This is a genomic window from Streptococcus sp. Marseille-Q0941 (assembly GCF_943736975.1).
Lineage (GTDB): Bacteria > Bacillota > Bacilli > Lactobacillales > Streptococcaceae > Streptococcus.
This window is the reverse complement of record NZ_CALSFO010000009.1, coordinates 23,266-38,330: the sequence shown is the minus strand read 5'-3', so window position 1 is coordinate 38,330 and position 15,065 is coordinate 23,266. Positions and strand designations below refer to the sequence as shown.

The following is a 15,065-nucleotide window of genomic DNA, read 5'->3' as shown; positions in this document are numbered from 1 at the left end:
GCTTCTCCTATTTGATATAACGTTTGAGTATGCTAACTACTAAAAAGACAACTACAAAAATAATGGTGATACTTGCACTCGGTGGCGTCTCTGCATAATAGGAAATATAGAGTCCCGCAACCATACCCAGAAAACCAATGGCGCTAGCAAGAATCATCACAGAACTAAAGTTTTTCCCTAGACGCAAAGCGATACTAGCTGGTAAAACCATAATGGTCGATACCAAAAGTGCACCCGCAGCTGGAATCATGAGGGCAATAGCCACACCCGTTACCATGTTAAACAGAATTGACATAGTACGTACTGGAAGACCATCTACAAAAGCTGTATCCTCATCAAAAGTTAGAATATACATAGGTCTTAAAAAGAGGAAGGTCAGGATTAAAACAACCGCTGCAATGACAAAGAGCCCAATGACCTGTTCTTGACTAATGGTCACGATAGAACCAAAAAGATACTGATCCAGACTCATAGAACTAGAACTCTTGCCCTTACTCATCACAATAAGTGAAACTGCAAGTCCTGTAGACATGAGAATGGCTGTCCCAATCTCCATAAAGCTTTTATAAACTGTACGCAAATATTCAAGAAAGATCGCCGCTATCAAGACAATCACAATGGTTGAGATGGTCGGAGAAATCCCCAAAACCAAACCGAAGGCAACACCCGATAGCGAGACGTGGCTGAGAGTATCACTCATGAGACTTTGACGGCGCAAGATGAGAAAAGTCCCAAGAACTGGCGAAAAGAGACTCATGGCAATAACTGCCAAAAAGGCTCTCTGCATAAAATCATAAGACAGTAGATTAAGCATGCTCCACCTCCTGGTCACTTTCATGGACATTGAAGCAACGCCATGGCGAATCTTGGTCTCGGACAAGGTGAATATTGCGATCTGCGTAGTCTTTTACTTCTTCAGGATCGTGAGTAATCATCAAAACAGCCTTGCCATGATGGTGGGCGCTATGGTGCATGAGCTCATAAAATTCATTCTTGGTCCCTGCATCCATCCCTGTCGTTGGCTCATCCAAGATAAAAATATCTGGATCCGAAGCGAACATACGTGCAATGACTGCTCTTTGCTTTTGCCCACCAGAGAGGGAGCCAATGCGTTTATCTCGATGTTCCCACATGCCAACCGAGTTTAAACTAGCCTTGATATGTTCCTCATCGTGAGCATTTAAACGACGGAACCAGCCCTTTCTCGGGTAACGACCTGATTTGACAAATTCATATACGGTACTTGGAAAACCTGCATTAAAACTTGCAATCTGCTGAGGAAGGTAGGCAATTCTTAATTTTGTCCCACGAGTGTTGGTCTTTGAAATGGTCACTTTACCAAATCTTGGTTGCAAAATACCCAGACTGGCCTTGATAAGAGTCGTCTTAGCGGCTCCATTTTCTCCCGTGAGTGTGACAAACTCCCCACTATCAACACTGTAATTGATATGCTCAAGCACAGGTTCCTTGTCATAATAGAAGGACAAATCCTCTACTGTGATGTATCTCATTACTTGATTTCTCCTACTAAAGCAGTTAAAAACCGCTGGATGACTTCTTGTTCATTTGGAGTAAACTGACTTGCTACTTGTTCATAGGCTAAGAGCGTGTGTTCATGATGATGGTGATGCTCCTCAGCGATTGGCCGAGCCAGGTCTGTCAATTGATAGAAGATCACTCGAGCATCCTTAGGATCCTTAGAAGTTTCCAGCATCCCCTCTTTAATCAAGGACTTAATGGCCTTGGTGACAGCTGCTTGACTGACATTGAGGCGGCGAGCCAACTCCGAATTGGTCAATGATTCCTCTGATAAGAGCATAAGAATATGCTCCTGAGTGTTTGTCAAGGCCACGTTACTGGTACAATGGCCAATCAAAATTTCATGCTGATTTTCAGCTTTCAAGATTACTTCATTTAAAAAATGATCAATTTCCGTTGCTAATTGTCTCATGATTTGCCCCTTCCTTCGAACAGTTTTTCCATTATTACAGAACTTTTAGTTAATTCGTTTACTAGTTAAGTATATCACATCCAAGTACAGAGTCAAGAAAAAAGATGAAAACACCCAATGTGTTTTCATCTTATAAACATCATTTCTCTTGTTTACGGCTAGTCCATAGAGCAGTTATCCCTAGGAACATTCCAAGAACTGTCATGAAAATAGACTGCTCGCTTCCTGTATTTGGTAATAACTTCTCTGCTACGGTTGTCTTGTTGGTAAACCCATCTGCCGCCTTGTAATCAACTTTTACAGTAGTTGGTTGAGTTGGATTTGTAACTTGGTCTTTTTCTGGTTTAGCTGGATTCTGCTCTTTAACTTGCTCTTCAGGCATTGTAAAGTTTTTAGAATTCACAGAAATAGTTCTTGAATTTGGATTAATCTTCTCATACTGGTTCAAATCAGCTGTCTTGAGGTAATCTTCAAAGGCAGCATCCATTGACGGTCCTTCTTCTCGAACACCACCAAGCATGCTATAACCATCTCCACCTGCAGCCAAGAAATCATTGGTTGTTAGGTAGTAAGTTTTTGATAGATCTAACTTTTCGTAGGCACCGTCTGTATGATTTTTAACTTGAACAGCCAAGACACGTTTCCCTGAAGGTAGATTTGTATCATAGTAAACCTTGACACCAGAAACTTGTAAGAAACCTCCGCTTGGCTCTAGCAATGGCTGACCATTTTCATCCATAACAGTTTTGCCGTCCTTATCGACCTGTAAGATAGAACCGAGTGATTTCTCAAACATGTCAAGGACTTGTTGACCTGTTACCTGGATTTGGGTAATGGTATTTCCGAAAGGTAAAACGGCGATAACATTTCCCTTGGTGATTGGTTTGTCTTTGGCAATCGTTTCACGCAATCCGCCACCATTGGTTACAGCGATATCTGTTGGATGGCTAAAACCTGTTTGTCCGTATTGATAGAGAGCATCTGCCACAACGTTTCCTAGGTTTGTTTCACGGACACGGACATTTTCACGATCGCCATTAAGCTCAACTGGACTCTTCGAAACCACTTCTACTGCATTTTCAGCATCATACTTTTCTTTGATTTCTTTGACCATGGCAGCAATCTTTGGATTGGCTGGTAATTTTTTAGCATCAGCAGCCGGAATCTGAGTTGGATTGCCCAAAAGCTGACGTGATTTGTAGGTGATTTTTCCTACATTATGAAGGTAGCTTCCTGTCTGGTTATAGGTAACATTGTCTCCATAAGTCGTTGATTCTACTGTATGAGAGTGACCATCGATTACTGTTACGCGTTTCCCTTTCAAACGAGGATTTTTAGACAAGGCTTCTGCCAAGGTTGAACCACGCCATTCTACAGGTGTTGTTGTATCAACTCCCAAGTGAGCAAGGACAACATAGTGTTTGTAGTCTTTGCCTTCTGCCAGAGCTTTAGCTTGAATTTCTTCGATAACCTTATTGACCTCTGCGATAGGCTCTGTAAAGGTTACCCCTTTCACATTTTTAGGGTGAGTTTTAGTAGCTGTTTCAGGTGTTGTTACACCGATGACAACAAACTCATCACCTTCACGATTCTTGTCCTTGTCAACGATAGTAGCAGCTTCAAAGAGACGAGCTCCGTTGACATAGGTATTGGCACTGAGAAGTGGGAATTTCAAAATTTCTTTGTATTTCTTGGCTTCATCAAGGCCGAAGTCAAACTCATGATTTCCTACAGCCATGGCATCATAATTCATCTCATTGAGAATTCCAGCACGCGCTTCGCCCTTCGTAGAGTTGGAAATCGGTAAACCTTGGAAGGCGTCTCCCGCATCAACAACTAGAGTATTCTGATTTGATTTCGCGCGTTCCTGCTCAATGACAGTCGCTAACTTAGCATCACCAATTACTCCCTTCTCCTCTGCAATTCGTCCGTGCACATCATTGGTGTGTAAGATAACGGTGTCCTTTTCTTCGTTTTTAGTAGATTCAACAGGAGCTGACGGAGCTTCTGCAGGTGCAATCTCTTCTGAAGTTGCCGAAGTTTCCGGTACTGCAGGCCTCTCAACAGGAGCTGGAGTCGCCGACGGAGCTGGAGTTGCTACGACAGCTGAACTTTCTGCAGGAGTTGTTGCTTCTTCAGCGTATACTTGTCCAGCTAAGAAGGCTGGAGCTAACAGGGCTGTCGACAAGACGGGTAATAGGAAACGTTTATTCATTTTGAAATCCTTTTCTTTTCTTTTTTCCTTTATATTATACGATATTTCTGAAAAAAATGAAACTTTTGACTTGTTTTCATCTAAAATATTCGCTATTTAACCAAAAAACCTGAACAAAACAGTTCAAGTTTTTTTAATCAATTTATTGGAAATCTTTGATATTTCCATCATAGGTCGCCCAGTCCTTGCTAAAGAAGCGGTCATTCATCTTATAGTCTGGAGCTGGTTTTGGATCCGTCAAGAAGGGATTCACAACCTTATCAAAAGCCAACCAGCCCAACCAACCTAAGTGGATAGTATCCTTGATAAAGTAAGGTTCTCCTCCGTTTTTTGAAAAGTCAGCAATGTTGGTAAAGCCTTGACTTTCTAACTGGTAACGAATTTTCTCCACTGCATGCTGGTACATCTCTTCGCTGAGCCCTGTGTACTCCATCCACTTCTTGTTGACAGGCTGAATGACAAAGAGCACATTGACCTTTGATTTGGCAAATTGATTGAGGACCAGCTGCAAATCATTGTACTCAGAGGACTTGAGGAAGTTGTAATTTTTTTGATGATCCTTATATCTATTGAGGTGGTCTTTAACCTGAGTCTTATAAAATTGATTCTCCATCCCCATATTGTTATTGGTCGTATTTACCTCTGCATCCTTACGGGCAATTTCTTCTAAAGCGTCATAAGAAAACTGATCAGGAAGATCTTTTAAATAGTTTTCTACATGTTCTTTGTACTTGAGTTTCCCCCGAATGGAAAATTGACCAAAAAGAGAGGACTGCTTTTCATTGAATCGTGCAAAGACGTTGATGATAAGTCGATCAGCATCTGACAAGTCCTCTCCTTTTGAAAGCTTTTGAAGGATGCCTTTCAATGCCACACTCGGGTTCTGCTTCAACAAACGCGTCGCAGCATGCTTAGCCGAAATGTCCCCAGATTGATTTTCCAAAAAAGCGGTCAACTGGTCGCTATTAAAGAATCTCTGAAACGCTGCTGGGTCGTAATCCGTCTCTGTAAACCACTGAGGAGAAATGACAAATATTACCTGATTGTTCTCTATTTCTGGCAAGATTTGTTGTAATCCAAAATATTGGATGAGAGAGGTTGCTCCTGCTTGACCCATAAAGTAAGGGCGATAAGGACGATTGTATTTTTCTGCTAAAACAGCTGGATGGACACTATCAAATCGAATCCATTCACTGGACCCTAGAAAAGGGACAAAACGCATATTGGGGTCTGTTAGAGCTCTCACTTTTTGGCTTCTCTCCTTAAAGCTCTCTGTACTAACAGAAGCCGCAGAGTATTTTTCCTCCATGAGATTATGACTTGGGCTACTTGGATAGAAACAGATAAGAAGAAAAACCAATAATCCCGCTACAAAGATAGGCCCGAAGATCAGCCACAAGCGTTTAAGCATTCTTTAACTCCGTAATACCTTCTACGATTTTATTAGCTGTATTCCAGTCATCACGACCGAACTCTGTCACTGGAACACGAATGTCAAAACGGTTTTCAATCTCAACAATCAATTCAACAGTTCCCATGCTATCCAAGACACCAGCATCAAAAAGATCTTCATCCATCATGTCAGAAACATCTTCCATAAACAACTCATCAATAATTTCAATAACTTCTGATTTGATATCCATTTTTTATATCCTTTTATTTTTTAAACCATAAATCATTCAAAAATCCAGAAAAGATTAAGAATGAAACCATCACGACATGGAAGGTGACAACCATGCCAAGCAACTGAATCCAGCGATTCTCAGGTAAGGAACCCTTTCCAGCTTTTTTCCGTTCTTTATTGAGCGCTTTTTTCTTACGAACCCAAGCGTCATTGATGACCAGCCCAATCCCATGGAAAAGTCCATAGGCGATGTAGTACCAGGTCACACCATGCCAAAATCCCATAATCAGCATATTGAGGATATAGGCGACACTTGAGGTCACATTTCGATTCTTAAACAATTTCTTTCTCGTCATCACCATAACCAAGCGCATAAAGACAAAGTCACGGAACCAGAAGGATAAACTCATGTGCCAGCGATTCCAAAACTCTTTCAAATCTCTTGATAAGAAAGGTTTGTTGAAGTTAATCGGACTACGAATCCCCATCAGATTTGAAATAGCTATAGCAAACATGGAATAACCTGCAAAGTCAAAGAAAAGTTCCAAACCAAATGTGTACATGACTGCCACTACATAATAGTTAAAGACGCCCCCTTCCTGTAAAGCTAGATTCTTTAGAGGAGGTAACAAAATCTCACCTAAAATATGAGCTAGGATAAATTTATACAGAAATCCCCACATGATATACCGAACGGACTCAGCTAACATATCCATCAACTCATCGCGCTCTGGAATCGTCTGATAATTTTCATTAAAACGTTTGAAGCGATCAATTGGACCACTTGAAAATGTCGGCATAAAGAGGAGAAAACGCAAGTATTCCCTCATCTTTAATTCCTTAATGACTCCATCTCTGAGTTCGATAATGACTCCTACCGAACGAAAAGTCAGATAAGAAATTCCGATAAAGCCTAACAAGGACTGTGTTCCATTAATAGCTGGCTGTACCTTCACAAAGATGATAGGAAGCAAAGATAACAGACTAACGAGATAGAAAGTCCATTTCCCGTCTTTAGTTTTTCGATACTGCTTGTAAAAAAGAACCAATACAATTTGCCATATCAGATAAAACCCTAGGGCAGCCAATTGATTGGTCTTGCCACCCGTCAACATGGTGACGATAAAGAAGAGACTAACCAATATTTCATACCAGGCAAAGCGTTTTTTGAAAAAAAGACCGATAAAGATTGGCAAGGTGGCAGTAATCACATACAAAAAGTACTGCAGATTCCCATACGGCTCAATATGAGGGAGCTGTTTCAGGAAATCCATCATCTATTGTTTACCTCGTTAATCAACCCTTTGATGTCGATTTTCCCGTTTGGAGTCAGCGGTAAACTATCACGGTAAAGGAATTTTGAAGGCATCATATAAGACATCATAATATCCTCCAGGTCTTCCTTGATTGCTTTGGTGATATCGATATCACGTTCAAATTGCTCTTTGACGCCATCTTTTAAGATGACATAGGCCAAAAGATTTTGAACCTTGTGATCCTTGTTGTAGCGTGGCACTGCAACAGCAGAATCGATGTACTGAGATTTGTTCAAGTTTTGAGAAACATCTTCTAGCTCAATACGGTAGCCGTTAAACTTGATCTGGAAGTCCATCCGACCACCATAGAGAAGAAGACCTTCATCTGTCATGGTTCCAACATCTCCCGTATGGTAGGCTGGAAGCCCTTCAAATTCGAAGAAGGCTTCTGCTGTTTTTTCAGGATTGTTCATATAACCTTTTGAAACAGCCGGTCCAGACACGATGATCTCTCCTTGCTCTCCATTTGGCAATTTGTTTCCTTCTTCATCAATGATGAAGGTTGGAGAATCTTCTTTGGTATAACCAATTGGCAAGCGTTTCAGAGTCGCTAGCATCTCATCTGTAATAGCGACTGCTGACAAAGCAACCGTTGCTTCCGTTGGACCGTAAGCATTGATGATGCGCGCATTCGGAAAACGTTCGCGTAGTTTTTGAGCCGTTTTAACCGTCAGCTCTTCCCCATCAAAGTAGAAATGGGTAATGCCTGGCATCTTTTCAGCATTGAAATCTTCAGACAACATGGCCATATCTGCAAAAGATGGCGTTGAAGTCCAGATAGCAATCGGAAGAGAGAAGATGGTCGCAAAGAGTTGTTTAAAGTCTTGAGTAATGGCTGATGGAAGAGCAAAAAGCGTTCCTCCAAGAGCCAAGGTCGGTGCCCAGTACATGACAGACAAGTCAAAGGAATAAGGTGGTTGCGCCAACATTTGCGGACGCTCTGGCGTCGCAAATTCCTTGTCTGTAATCATCCAGTTGGTGAAGCTGAGCAAGTTGTCGTGTGAAATTTGCACCCCTTTTGGTTTTCCAGTTGTTCCAGAGGTAAAGATGATGTAGTAGTTATCATCCCCCTTGACCGGATGTTGCAAATCATACGCATTCTGAGCCGCATAAGCTTCATGGACTTGCTCCAAGTTCAAGATCGGAGCAGTTGGGTTTTCAATAGGAAACTCATTGATGGCGATAATTAGGCTCGGCTCAGCCACTTCAACAATAGCAGACACGCGCTCCAAGGCAGAATGGCTGTCAATTGGGATATAGGCATGGCCAGACTTGGTCAGAGCCACAAAGGTTGCCAACATTTCATATTCTTGTCCACCAAAGACCACAACAGGTGACTTTTCAGGAAGACCCATTTGGTCAATGTGGGCTGCTAAGCTATCTGAGTCTGCCTTCAATTGGCCATAGGTATGCTCTTCTCCCAAAATATTATAAACAGGATAAGTAGGTTGGATCTTAGCAAAATGCTCAATCGCTTCAATCATATCTACGATTGGTTTATTTGACATAATAAGGATTCTCCTTCAAGTTAAAATTCATTATAAATAAAGCTTCCTTGACCCTGACCAAGATAGCTAAAGAAATAAAGCAGCCCTAAAAAGATAAGAAAATACAAGGCTGTGCGACCAAGAAAGAGGTACAATTCTTTTCTCTGTTTCATCAAGAAAAACCATTCATTTCTGTAATTTTTCACTAAAATAAAATCAATTTCTTACTCATTTATTTTTCTGCTATTATACCACTTTATAGACTATTTTTTCAATTGTTTGCCGTCTATTTACACTAGATTTCAACTACATTAAATTGTTCCATATGATTCTTTCTAATGATAGTTTGAATGCTTTTCAGTATAGATTATATAAGGAACTACAACAAAGTAGGGTCCATACTACCTATAGAAGATTTCTCCATTATAAATATTATAGAGCCTTATCTTGTGTCTCGCTTTATCGGTCCAGTTCCCTTTATCTAGAGATTTTTATAGTCTGTAATCCTAGAATTCACTATAGATAAATTCTTGGATGTTCGAAAAATCGGTCACAAAACAGTAAATCACAATACTTAAGATAACTGTATAGAAAAATAGGGTCCACAAGATTAAACGATGTGTGTTAGTTAGCTTGATTTGCAAATTTGTAAAGTTCTTTTTCAACTTCCATCCATCCTTTCACTCCAACGTGCATCACGTCAAACAAAAAGTAATCATCATACTCTCTATTTCCATAGTTTAGCACCGTTGCACCATGACTTTTTGCGACATCTTCTATTTTTTTATAAGTTTTCTCCCGCATCTCTCTTGAGACACCTGTGTAGTCATTCCATTTCCCGTTTACTGGAAAAATGATGACCTCAACTTCGATGCCCAATTCTTTGGCAACTGTCAAGAAGAGTTCCATATCTGAATACTCTGGTGACTCCAGATAGCTCAAATCCTTATTAGAATCTTTCAGCGATGCATAGCGATCTTTTAAGTAGGTATTGTAGTAGTTATTATCAACAGCATAGTCATTGTTGTCTGTTTTCTTTTTGACCTCTTCTACAAACTGATTTGTCATTTTCTCCCAATCGTAGTCTGGGGTTTTATCTCCTAGTGAAGGATAATCTGATTTGGCATGTTTTTGATAAAAAGTCTGTTTGAGCTTAAAGGAATACATCGCCTTATCAAGCTCTAATAGTGTTTTATCAAAACTGGTCCCTTTTCCATCTATGAAATAACTTTTGTATTTTTTGTAGATGTCATTTTGTTGCTTGTTCCCCTTGGTAATCTCAATAATGCGATTGATTATTTTTTCTTTCGTTTCCTTACTAATCTTGTCATTATCAAGCATGTGGAAAATATGTTCCTGAGAAGCCTTGTTCAAAAAGGCATCTTGATGAGTCCCATCTTTTTCAAACCACTGAACAGACTCTACTATGGCTACTTTTCGCTTACTCATAGATCCCTCAATCGAGCCCAAGGTCGTAGCCTGAACGATGTTTTGAGAATAACTAGTCCCAATCTGCATGATATTAAAATCGTCGTAGTTAAAAATTTTATTGGGATGATAGTCTTCATTTATCGTTGCAACCAACTCAGATGACCCCAATAAAACCAGGGTATTGGGAGTGATATTGCTTGTTAAAATATCTCTACTTTTATACTTTTCATACGAGGTACTATAACGAATACTGTTATCCTTGACTTTATAATAATCCTCAATCTTCTTGACATATGTCACATTTAAAAGGGCAAGCGTCGCAATTACGAGCACAAGCGATAGTAAAAATGCTTTTAATTTAATCATCTCGTTTTATCCCATCCCTTCGATCTCTTTTCAATCTCTTATCTCTTTAAAATCGTCAGTAAGATTTTATAGGGTTCACCTGAAAAGATAAAGAAACCAATCATAACCAAATTCATGGTCACAAACCAACTCAGTAGTTTATACCAGTTTTTGTTTTTATTTTTCTTATAAAAATTGCTTTTCTTTTGATACACTTCAAATCCAGCCATCAAGACACCATGATAAAAACCATAAACAATGTAGCTAACACTAAGACCATGCCAAAAACCCATGACCAACATATTGACCATATAGGCATAGGTTGCATTGTGTAGTCTATTTTTAAACCATTTTTTCCTGATAACCTGCATCAATACTCTTGAAAATACAAAATCTCTCAACCAGGTCGACAAGGTGATATGCCATCTGGTCCAAAAATCCTTGATATCGACACTCAAAAAAGGTTTGTTAAAGTTCATCGGTGTCTGAATACCTAGAATGTTGCTACTTCCAACGGCCATTAGACTATAGCCTGCAAAGTCGAAGAACAGATACAAGGTATAGAGGTACATATACTTGATTGAGTAAACGACTGTGCCAGTATTGCTTAGAGAGAGCAAGATCTGGTACACATAGGTTGATAAAACAACCTTATAAAGCAGACCTAAAACGATACGATAAACACCGTCCCCTGCCAACTCTAGATACTCTTTTCGAGGCATGACCTCATTTATCTCTTTTAGAAATCTCCTGCTTCGATCAATTGGTCCTGCACTAACCGTAGGGAAAAAAAGTAAAAATTGCAGGTAGTCTTTTATACTAACCTTCTCCTTGATCAAACCATCTGATATTTCTAGCATGATCTGAATAGTCTTGAAGGACATATAAGAAATTCCAATAAAGGCCAACAAATGGAGAGAAGTCAGGGCAAAGACTTTATTGATCACCAAAGGAAGAATGGAAAGAAAAACCAGTGGTTTCAGTCGCTTTGCTTCTATCCTCTGTGCAAGAAATACTAGAAAATATTGGTAGACGATAAAGGCAAGTAAATAGACTATCATCGCTCGACTCTTGCCATAAATAGCTCCTGCAAATAAGAGGGAGAGCGCCAAAATATAGTAGTCCTTACGTTTCTCAAAAAAGTTTACCACAAAACCAATCAGTAAAACTACAAACAAGAGAAGGAAAAACTCATTCCCCTCAAAATAATTCATACCAGATGAACTCCTTTTTACTTTTTCTCATCTCACGGTTTATCTCTTTAGAATTAGCTCCTATCAGATCCCCCAGCGAGTTAATTTTTTCTATTATATCATAATTTAAAATCTATAAAAATACTTCTATTATCTAATTCCCAGAAAAGATACAAATAGTAATTAGTACTAAATCCCAATGATGAGATATCATTAGTCACACAATAACTATAATTCAAGCTCTAAAAGATTGATGAATGAACTAGTGAAGTATTCTGCCCTTTTGACTCAAGTAATCCTCAGAATCAACAAACACACGGCTCCCCCTTTGGGCATTTTTATGCTAAAATAGTAGCTATGGATAAAATTATTAAAACAATATCAGAAAGTGGATCTTTTCGTGCTTTTGTTCTAGATAGCACGGAAACAGTCCGTACTGCTCAAGAAAAACACCAAACCCAAGCTAGTTCAACCGTAGCGCTTGGTCGTACTTTAATCGCCAGCCAAATTCTCGCTGCCAATGAAAAAGGAAATACCAAGCTAACTGTCAAGGTTCTTGGGACTAGCTCATTGGGTGCCATTATTACTGTCGCAGACACTCAAGGAAATGTCAAAGGCTATGTACAAAATCCTGGCGTTGACATCAAAAAAACTGCAACTGGCGAAGTCCTCGTTGGTCCTTTTGTTGGTAATGGTCAATTCCTCGTTATCACAGACTATGGCACTGGAAATCCCTATAATTCTATGACGCCTCTTATATCTGGAGAAATTGGTGAAGACCTAGCTTTCCATCTTACAGAAAGTCAACAAACGCCTTCAGCTGTTGGCCTTAATGTCCTTTTAGACGAAGAAGACAAGGTCAAAGTCGCAGGTGGTTTCCTACTCCAAGTTCTACCAGGAGCTAAGGAAGAAGAAATTGCTCGTTTTGAAAAACGTATCCAAGAAATGCCAGCTATTTCTACACTTCTGGAAAGTGAGGATCACATCGAAGCTCTTCTAAAAGCTATCTACGGAGATGAATCCTACAAGCGTCTGTCCGAAGAAGAAATCCGTTTCCAATGCGACTGTAGCAAAGAACGCTTTATGAATGCTCTTTCTACTCTTCCAGTTTCCGATCTTCAGGAAATGAAGGAGGAAGACCACGGGGCGGAAATCACTTGTCAATTCTGCCAAACGACTTATAACTTTGATGAAAACGACCTGGAGGAACTCATTCGTGACAAATCTTAATACACCTTTTATGATTGGTAATGTTGAGATTCCCAATCGTACCGTTTTAGCGCCCATGGCAGGAGTAACCAATTCAGCCTTTCGTACTATCGCAAAAGAACTTGGCGCAGGCCTCGTTGTTATGGAAATGGTCTCTGACAAGGGTATCCAATACAACAATGAAAAAACCCTTCATATGCTTCATATTGATGAAGGAGAGAATCCAGTTTCTATCCAACTCTTTGGTAGTGACGAAGACAGTCTGGCTCGCGCAGCAGAATTTATCCAAGAAAATACCAAGACTGATATCGTAGATATCAACATGGGTTGCCCTGTCAACAAAATCGTAAAAAACGAAGCCGGTGCCATGTGGCTTAAGGATCCTGATAAAATCTACTCTATTATTAACAAAGTTCAATCAGTCCTTGATATCCCTCTCACTGTCAAAATGCGTACAGGCTGGTCTGACCCCTCCCTAGCAGTTGAGAATGCCCTCGCTGCTGAAGCCGCTGGTGTCTCTGCCCTTGCCATGCATGGCCGTACCCGTGAGCAAATGTATACTGGACACGCTGACCTTGAGACTCTTCATAAGGTAGCACAAGCTCTGACAAAAATTCCATTCATCGCCAACGGCGATATCCGCACAGTCCAAGAAGCAAAACAACGCATCGAGGAAGTCGGTGCTGATGCCGTTATGATTGGGCGCGCAGCTATGGGAAATCCGTATCTCTTTAATCAAATCAATCACTACTTTGAAACAGGAGAAATCCTTCCTGATTTGACCTTTGAAGACAAGATGAAAATCGCCTACGAACATTTGAAACGCTTGATTAACCTCAAAGGAGAAAACATAGCCGTTCGTGAATTCCGTGGACTCGCTCCTCACTACCTTCGAGGAACATCTGGTGCAGCCAAACTCCGTGGAGCCATTTCCCAAGCCAGCACTCTGGCAGAGATTGAAGCTCTATTGCAATTAGATAAGGCTTAATACACAAAAAACCGTAACTCACTTGAAGTTTACGGTTTTTTTATCCTAGGAAATCCTAGATACTATTATTGAATCAAGGCAACACTCGAAACTTTACCATCTGCACCTGTTGTAATTTGAATAACTTTTCCACCACCTACTTCAGCATTGTATTTCCCATCATCAAGGGTATAAGAATAGCTTTGGATAGAGTAGTTTTCTTTCTTACCATCAGCAGACTCTACTGTAAATTGACCACCTGATGAAACAGTGATAGTTTCACCATTAGCCCCCTTCCAATTACCAGCTGCAGCTGAGAAATCTCTATCCACCATGGTTAGAACTCCTTTGTAACGTTTGTTGTGCTCTGCTTGCTTGTCTTGGAGTTTGCGATCAGTTGCTGGATCATAAGCTGATTGATTCTGTTTTGCTTGTGTTCCTTGTTGATTTGATGGGGCTTGAGAAGGAGTTTGCTTAGCAGAAGATTCTTGGTTTTGTTTTGTTTCTGGTGCTGATGTTGCTTGCGATTGGTTGGCAGTAGTCGTTGACTGATCAGAAGAAGACTTAGCTTTTTCTGATGAAGCTGAACTTGAGGACTTCTGAGTCTTGTTATCTTTACTTGAAGAACTTGCCTTAGAGCTAGAAGATGCTTGTGTTGTCTTGCTAGAACTATCGCTTGTGGTATTTTCTTTATTATTGCCACAAGCCCCCAATAGCAGTGTTGAAGCGAGTACAGTTGCGGCCATTAATTTGATAGAAGTTTTACTTTTCATTTTATGCTCCTTTTGTAACATATTTGAAATGTTAAGAAATATTTTTGTAATATTATTGTAATATTTGTTTTTGAATCTGTCAACTATTTATCTAAAATTTTTTAGAATTATTTTTGAGTACAGTTATTTTCTTATTCCTCCTATATCTTTTATTCGTAAAAGATTTTAAAAAACAGGAAAAATTTTCCTACTAAAATGCAATATTTTAAAGTGAAATCGCTTGCATTTTTTTCTTGAAGGGCTATAATAAAATTGAAATAGGATATTGGAGGTGTAGTTATGTTAAGAAACTATTACAAGTATCTCCCTTGGTTGATTTTAGCTGCTTTCGTTTCTTATGGGGGTGCTACTCATTACGCTCAAACAACATTTGATTTGTTTTACTTAACTGCCATTTTCATGATTGTCTATGTAGCTTTATTGTATTTACACGAAACCTATTTAAAATATAAATATAAAGATTTATTCATTCGAATCATGAGTAATTCAAAAAAAGATAAACACCCTTAAAAAATAATAACAAAAAGAGGTCGGGACAAATTCCGACCTCTCTT

General features: G+C 39.7%; 15 protein-coding genes. 3 read left to right on the top strand and 12 right to left on the bottom strand.

The genetic code is table 11. The annotated features are described in order from the left end of the window. Window positions 1-7: 7 nt before the first annotated feature. From NGI26_RS09055 to dltB (NGI26_RS09005), 11 genes are all read right to left on the bottom strand, one after another. The gene (locus tag NGI26_RS09055) at window positions 8-814 is read right to left on the bottom strand and encodes a metal ABC transporter permease (protein WP_251938872.1); all 807 of its coding nucleotides are present in this window, start codon (window positions 812-814) and stop codon (window positions 8-10) included. Continuing rightward, window positions 807-1,511 carry a metal ABC transporter ATP-binding protein gene (locus tag NGI26_RS09050; RefSeq protein WP_214262902.1) on the bottom strand — a complete coding sequence of 235 codons (705 nt, stop codon included), beginning with the start codon at window positions 1,509-1,511 and terminating at the stop codon, window positions 807-809. Before NGI26_RS09050 ends, NGI26_RS09055 begins: the two co-directional genes overlap by 8 nt. Then, a complete protein-coding gene (adcR, locus tag NGI26_RS09045; RefSeq protein WP_251938870.1) occupies window positions 1,511-1,951 on the bottom strand; it encodes a zinc-dependent transcriptional regulator AdcR in 441 nt (146 codons plus the stop codon). Before adcR ends, NGI26_RS09050 begins: the two co-directional genes overlap by 1 nt. Before the next feature lie 139 nt (window positions 1,952-2,090). Next, on the bottom strand, window positions 2,091-4,166 hold the full coding sequence (gene nt5e / locus NGI26_RS09040; RefSeq protein WP_251938868.1) for a cell surface ecto-5'-nucleotidase Nt5e: 2,076 nt from the start codon (window positions 4,164-4,166) through the stop codon (window positions 2,091-2,093). Between the two features lie 142 nt (window positions 4,167-4,308). Beyond that, a complete protein-coding gene (gene dltD / locus NGI26_RS09035) occupies window positions 4,309-5,577 on the bottom strand; it encodes a D-alanyl-lipoteichoic acid biosynthesis protein DltD (protein WP_251938867.1) in 1,269 nt (422 codons plus the stop codon). Further along, window positions 5,570-5,809, bottom strand: coding sequence for a D-alanine--poly(phosphoribitol) ligase subunit DltC (dltC, locus tag NGI26_RS09030; RefSeq protein WP_000351972.1), 240 nt, complete (start codon window positions 5,807-5,809; stop codon window positions 5,570-5,572). The genes dltD (NGI26_RS09035) and dltC overlap by 8 nt, the downstream gene beginning before the upstream one ends. 13 nt (window positions 5,810-5,822) lie before the next feature. Next, window positions 5,823-7,067, bottom strand: coding sequence for a D-alanyl-lipoteichoic acid biosynthesis protein DltB (gene dltB / locus NGI26_RS09025; protein ID WP_251938865.1), 1,245 nt, complete (start codon window positions 7,065-7,067; stop codon window positions 5,823-5,825). Further along, a complete protein-coding gene (gene dltA, locus NGI26_RS09020; RefSeq protein WP_251938863.1) occupies window positions 7,064-8,614 on the bottom strand; it encodes a D-alanine--poly(phosphoribitol) ligase subunit DltA in 1,551 nt (516 codons plus the stop codon). The genes dltB (NGI26_RS09025) and dltA overlap by 4 nt, the downstream gene beginning before the upstream one ends. Window positions 8,615-8,634: 20 nt before the next feature. Further along, the gene (locus NGI26_RS09015; protein WP_000813667.1) at window positions 8,635-8,766 is read right to left on the bottom strand and encodes a teichoic acid D-Ala incorporation-associated protein DltX; all 132 of its coding nucleotides are present in this window, start codon (window positions 8,764-8,766) and stop codon (window positions 8,635-8,637) included. Between the two features lie 451 nt (window positions 8,767-9,217). After that, window positions 9,218-10,390 (bottom strand): D-alanyl-lipoteichoic acid biosynthesis protein DltD, encoded by a 1,173-nt coding sequence (gene dltD, locus NGI26_RS09010; RefSeq protein WP_251938861.1) that lies wholly within the window; start codon window positions 10,388-10,390, stop codon window positions 9,218-9,220. A 38-nt stretch (window positions 10,391-10,428) separates the two neighbouring features. Beyond that, window positions 10,429-11,583, bottom strand: a complete 1,155-nt coding sequence (dltB, locus tag NGI26_RS09005; protein ID WP_251938860.1) for a D-alanyl-lipoteichoic acid biosynthesis protein DltB — start codon at window positions 11,581-11,583, stop codon at window positions 10,429-10,431. A 336-nt stretch (window positions 11,584-11,919) separates the two neighbouring features. Between dltB (NGI26_RS09005) and hslO the strand changes: the two genes are divergently transcribed. Then, on the top strand, window positions 11,920-12,792 hold the full coding sequence (gene hslO, locus NGI26_RS09000; RefSeq protein WP_251938858.1) for an Hsp33 family molecular chaperone HslO: 873 nt from the start codon (window positions 11,920-11,922) through the stop codon (window positions 12,790-12,792). After that, on the top strand, window positions 12,779-13,759 hold the full coding sequence (dusB, locus tag NGI26_RS08995; protein ID WP_185756315.1) for a tRNA dihydrouridine synthase DusB: 981 nt from the start codon (window positions 12,779-12,781) through the stop codon (window positions 13,757-13,759). Before hslO ends, dusB begins: the two co-directional genes overlap by 14 nt. 65 nt (window positions 13,760-13,824) lie before the next feature. Here the strand turns inward: dusB and NGI26_RS08990 are convergent, their stop codons facing one another. Further along, window positions 13,825-14,511, bottom strand: a complete 687-nt coding sequence (locus NGI26_RS08990) for a hypothetical protein (RefSeq protein WP_251938856.1) — start codon at window positions 14,509-14,511, stop codon at window positions 13,825-13,827. A 279-nt stretch (window positions 14,512-14,790) separates the two neighbouring features. Between NGI26_RS08990 and NGI26_RS08985 the strand changes: the two genes are divergently transcribed. Beyond that, window positions 14,791-15,021 (top strand): hypothetical protein, encoded by a 231-nt coding sequence (locus tag NGI26_RS08985; protein WP_251938854.1) that lies wholly within the window; start codon window positions 14,791-14,793, stop codon window positions 15,019-15,021. The last annotated feature ends 44 nt before the right edge of the window (window positions 15,022-15,065 follow it).

Excerpts from the sequence above, each read along its gene's own strand:
- NGI26_RS09055 (WP_251938872.1), bottom strand. The coding sequence starts at position 814 with ATGCTTAATCTACTGTCTTATGATTTTATGCAGAGAGCCTTTTTGGCA.
- NGI26_RS09050 (WP_214262902.1), bottom strand. The coding sequence starts at position 1,511 with ATGAGATACATCACAGTAGAGGATTTGTCCTTCTATTATGACAAGGAA.
- adcR (WP_251938870.1), bottom strand. The coding sequence starts at position 1,951 with ATGAGACAATTAGCAACGGAAATTGATCATTTTTTAAATGAAGTAATC.
- nt5e (WP_251938868.1), bottom strand. The coding sequence starts at position 4,166 with ATGAATAAACGTTTCCTATTACCCGTCTTGTCGACAGCCCTGTTAGCT.
- dltD (WP_251938867.1), bottom strand. The coding sequence starts at position 5,577 with ATGCTTAAACGCTTGTGGCTGATCTTCGGGCCTATCTTTGTAGCGGGA.
- dltC (WP_000351972.1), bottom strand. The coding sequence starts at position 5,809 with ATGGATATCAAATCAGAAGTTATTGAAATTATTGATGAGTTGTTTATG.
- dltB (WP_251938865.1), bottom strand. The coding sequence starts at position 7,067 with ATGATGGATTTCCTGAAACAGCTCCCTCATATTGAGCCGTATGGGAAT.
- dltA (WP_251938863.1), bottom strand. The coding sequence starts at position 8,614 with ATGTCAAATAAACCAATCGTAGATATGATTGAAGCGATTGAGCATTTT.
- NGI26_RS09015 (WP_000813667.1), bottom strand. The coding sequence starts at position 8,766 with ATGAAACAGAGAAAAGAATTGTACCTCTTTCTTGGTCGCACAGCCTTG.
- dltD (WP_251938861.1), bottom strand. The coding sequence starts at position 10,390 with ATGATTAAATTAAAAGCATTTTTACTATCGCTTGTGCTCGTAATTGCG.
- dltB (WP_251938860.1), bottom strand. The coding sequence starts at position 11,583 with ATGAATTATTTTGAGGGGAATGAGTTTTTCCTTCTCTTGTTTGTAGTT.
- hslO (WP_251938858.1), top strand. The coding sequence starts at position 11,920 with ATGGATAAAATTATTAAAACAATATCAGAAAGTGGATCTTTTCGTGCT.
- NGI26_RS08990 (WP_251938856.1), bottom strand. The coding sequence starts at position 14,511 with ATGAAAAGTAAAACTTCTATCAAATTAATGGCCGCAACTGTACTCGCT.
- NGI26_RS08985 (WP_251938854.1), top strand. The coding sequence starts at position 14,791 with ATGTTAAGAAACTATTACAAGTATCTCCCTTGGTTGATTTTAGCTGCT.